Raw genomic sequence first — 4117 nt, 5'->3', positions numbered from 1 at the left:
ATTCGAACCTGGGACCTACTCATTAGAAGTGAGTTGCTCTATCCAGCTGAGCTACACAACCTAAATTATTTATGCATTTGACAACCAAATGATGTCGGGGGCTTGTCCCGATTCTATCGAGTTAGCCTATTTTGTCGGGGTGGCAGGATTCGAACCTGCGGCCTCCTGCTCCCAAAGCAGGCGCGATAACCGGGCTACGCTACACCCCGAAAAAAGCGGAGAGACAGGGACTCGAACCCTGGCGACAGTTACCCGTCGACAGATTAGCAATCTGCTCCGTTACCACTCCGGCACCTCTCCTATTAATTCCGCAAAGAATTATGCTTTTTTGCGGTTGCAAATATAGGATATCATTCTTTTAATTCCAATTAAAAAGAGTAGAATTTTTAAATTAAAAACAAACCTACTAAATATCAACATTATACATAAATAAATATCAAAATCTAAATTTTAAAATTTCATATTTAGTCAAGTATATCTGTATAAAAAAGCAATAAATAGTTTAAAATTTAGCAAAAATTTGTTACTTTCGCAATTCTAAATTGATTAAAAATGAGCAAAAAAGTAGTTATCGTATCCGCAGTAAGAACGCCAATTGGAAGTTTCATGGGCGCATTATCAACTGTACCAGCAACTAAATTAGGAGCAGCAGCCATTAAAGGCGCTTTAAATAAAATAAATTTAAATCCTTCTTTAGTTGATGAAGTTATAATGGGTAATGTGGTTCAGGCTGGTAATGGACAAGCACCAGCACGTCAGGCTGCGTTATTTGCTGGATTGTCTAACGAAGTAATTTGCACCACTATAAATAAAGTTTGTGCTTCTGGAATGAAAGCGGTAATGCAAGGCGCCCAAGCTATTATGGCTGGAGATGCTGAAATTATTGTGGCTGGGGGTATGGAAAATATGAGTTTAATTCCTCATTATGCACATTTAAGAAATGGTGTGAAATTTGGTCCTACAACTTTTGTTGATGGTATGCAAAAAGATGGTCTTATCGATGCATACGACGGAAATGCTATGGGTGTTTCTGCAGATTTATGTGCAACAGAATATGCTATTTCTCGTGAAGAACAAGATAATTTTGCCATACAATCTTATACGCGTTCAGCAAATGCTTGGGATGCTGGTAAATTTGATGCCGAAATTGTTCCTGTAGAAGTACCTCAAAGAAAAGGAGATCCAATAATCGTTACTAAAGACGAAGAATATACGAATGTAAAACTAGACCGCATACCTACTCTAGCAGCTGTTTTTACAAAAGATGGAACTGTAACGGCGGCAAACGCTTCAACTATTAACGACGGCGCAGCTGCATTAATATTGATGAGTGAAGAAAAAGCAAATGAATTAGGTTTAAAACCCTTAGCATTCATAAAATCATACGCAGATGCAGCACAAGAACCTAAATGGTTTACAACAGCGCCTGCAAAAGCGTTACCAAAAGCATTAGACAAAGCTGGAATTTCTATTTCAGATGTTGATTTTTTTGAGTTTAATGAAGCTTTTTCAGTTGTAGGTTTGGCAAATGCTAAAATTTTAGGTTTAGATAATGATAAAGTAAATGTAAATGGCGGAGCTGTTTCATTAGGGCATCCACTAGGATGTTCAGGTGCAAGAATTATCGTAACATTAATTAATGTACTTGAGCAAAACAACGCAAAAATAGGCGCTGCAGCTATCTGTAATGGTGGTGGTGGTGCTTCTGCAATTGTTATTGAAAGAGCATAAAAATTAAATTTAAAATTAACAATTGCAATGTTATCAATAGTTAATTATCAATTATAACTAAATGTTTGGAATTTGTAATTTAGGAATTGTACCGATACGAAGTGAAGCCAGCGACAAAAGCGAAATGGTTTCGCAATTGTTATTTGGTGATGCCTTCAAAATAATTGAATCTTCACCGAAATGGACGAAAATTCAAACTGCTTTTGATACTTACGAAGGATGGATTGACACAAAACAATTTCAAAAAATTACAGAAAATCAATATCTTTTATTAGAAAAATCAGAGTTTATTTTAAATGGCGAATTAATTGATTTTATTTCATATGAAACCAATCAATTGATGCCTATTCCTTTAGGAAGTTCTTTAAATTTTTTAGACATTAATGAAATAAACACGTCTAATTTTCAATTTGAAGGTCAAAAAGAATGTGGCACAAAATCGAAAGAAAATATTCTTAAAACAGCATTCTTATATTTAAATGCGCCTTATTTATGGGGAGGCAAAACACCTTTTGGAATTGATTGCTCTGGATTTACTCAAATGGTGTATAAATTAAATGGTCATAAATTATCAAGAGATGCATCGCAACAAGCTATTCAAGGAGAAGCATTAAGCTTTATTGAAGAAAGTGAACCAGGAGATTTAGCCTTTTTTGATAATGACGAAGGTAAGATTATTCATGTTGGAATTATGATGGAAAACAATTACATCATTCACGCATCAGGAAAAGTTAGAATTGACAGAATAGATCATATCGGGATTTATAATGTTGATACCGGAAGACATACTCACAAACTACGAGTGATTAAGAAAGTGATTTAAGTTATTTCGATTAATTTTTGTTATTTATCTAATACTTTTTTAAGAGCAACTGTACATTTTTTATTTTTCTCTTTATAATGATAATAAGTTAAAATTATAATATTTTCATTGCAACTTTCAATTTTATATTCGCCTTTATCCCAAACAAAAATGGAATCATTTTTTATTGACCAAGTCCTTGGACCACTTATTAAATCACCATCATTATTAAATAAATCAAACCCTTTTCCTTCGTCTATTGGTTTACTTAAAAATTTATCATGACTCCCATCGATATTAAACTTAAAATAAATACCATAAGAAACACAATTATTTTTGTAACTCCAATATTCGTTTTTATCACAAGTAAAAATATTTTCTAATTCGTTTTTTTTACTGCAAGATGCAAGTAAGAAAAACACTAAAATCAATATTTTATTCATCTTTTTTTAATTGTTATTTTCATGGTTTGGTACAATACTAAGCTATTTAAATTCAAATATAATAAACCTATTTCAATTTAAAATACTAAACATAAAAAAAGCCAGAACTTAAATTCTAGCTTTTTTTATGTTTAATCTATTCTAGTTAACTGTACTGCTTTTGTCTCCGAAATTTTTAATGGAAACTTTTCGATAGTTACTGAACCTGGGTCTAAGCCAAAGGCTTTTTCTTCAGACAGACCAAGTTTCTTTAATAAATTATAACCATCTAAAATTAGTTTTTCATAAAATGGTAAAGCGTTATCATAAGACATAAATTTTTCTATTAATACAAATCTAAAATCGCTTATAATTTTATGTTTATGTAAAGAAGTATATCTACTTGTTAAATCTATTTCGCCCCTTTTTTGCATGTCTTTTACTACTTGAGCAAACATTTTATTAAATTTTGGAGCTACTCTAAATCCTAATCTGAAATCTACACGAATGACATCATCATGAATAAATTCACAAACACGATATTCCATCGTATAGGGCTCATCTACAACATGCACATGGGCAAACCAATAAATATCAGCACGTTTTGGACTATTATTAATAATAGAGTAAATAATCTTCGATTCAATTTCGTATCGGTTATCGGCACTGGTTAAATACACTAAATTTGTGGCATATTTAGCAATTGATTCATCTCTACTTAAATCTTCTAAAACCGGTAAATATTTATCTAATTTCACAAATTCCACAAATCTGTTTCTAATTTTTCTTGCAAAATACCAGCATGTCATTACAGCAAATAGTACAAATGCAATAATTAAAGTAATATATCCACCTTCTCCAAATTTATGTAAACAAGCATATAAAAACGCCAATTCTATAATCAAATATGTAATTACAATTACCCAAATAAAAGTTCTATTATATCTTTTCAAAATCATGTAAAAATTCAGCAAAGTTGTTGTCATTAACATAGTTAACACTATTGCTAAACCATATGCGGCTTCCATCGCAGCAGCTTTTTCAAAGTAAAGTACAATAAAAATACAACCCGCCCACAATAACCAATTTAGAGAAGGAATATATAATTGTCCTCGTAGTTCGGTTGGATATTTGATTTTAACTTTTGGCCAAAAATTTAAAC

At 31.9% G+C, this 4117-nt stretch carries 4 protein-coding genes and 2 tRNA genes; 2 read left to right on the top strand and 4 right to left on the bottom strand.

Features of this window, described 5'->3' with window-relative positions; all coding sequences use genetic code 11:
* Positions 1-134 precede the first annotated feature (134 nt).
* Positions 135-209 (bottom strand) — tRNA-Pro (locus ABWP78_RS09750).
* A gap of 7 nt (positions 210-216) precedes the next feature.
* Positions 217-300 (bottom strand) — tRNA-Ser (locus tag ABWP78_RS09745).
* Between the two features lie 252 nt (positions 301-552).
* On the opposite strand from ABWP78_RS09745, the gene ABWP78_RS09740 reads away from it, so the two are divergent.
* Complete coding sequence (locus ABWP78_RS09740) at positions 553-1731, top strand: acetyl-CoA C-acyltransferase (RefSeq protein WP_353171046.1); 1179 nt, start codon at positions 553-555, stop codon at positions 1729-1731.
* A gap of 61 nt (positions 1732-1792) precedes the next feature.
* Positions 1793-2554, top strand: a complete 762-nt coding sequence (locus ABWP78_RS09735; protein ID WP_353171044.1) for an NlpC/P60 family protein — start codon at positions 1793-1795, stop codon at positions 2552-2554.
* Positions 2555-2574: 20 nt separating this feature from the next.
* Here the strand turns inward: ABWP78_RS09735 and ABWP78_RS09730 are convergent, their stop codons facing one another.
* Both ABWP78_RS09730 and ABWP78_RS09725 read right to left on the bottom strand, forming a co-directional pair.
* On the bottom strand, positions 2575-2976 hold the full coding sequence (locus ABWP78_RS09730; RefSeq protein WP_353171041.1) for a hypothetical protein: 402 nt from the start codon (positions 2974-2976) through the stop codon (positions 2575-2577).
* A 131-nt stretch (positions 2977-3107) separates the two neighbouring features.
* A partial coding sequence (locus ABWP78_RS09725; protein WP_353171038.1) for a KUP/HAK/KT family potassium transporter occupies positions 3108-4117 on the bottom strand: 1010 nt, incomplete at its 5' end.

It is taken from the genome of Flavobacterium sp., assembly GCF_040402955.1.
In the GTDB taxonomy this organism is placed as follows: Bacteria; Bacteroidota; Bacteroidia; order Flavobacteriales; family Flavobacteriaceae; genus Flavobacterium.
This window is presented reverse-complemented; position numbering and strand designations above follow the sequence as displayed.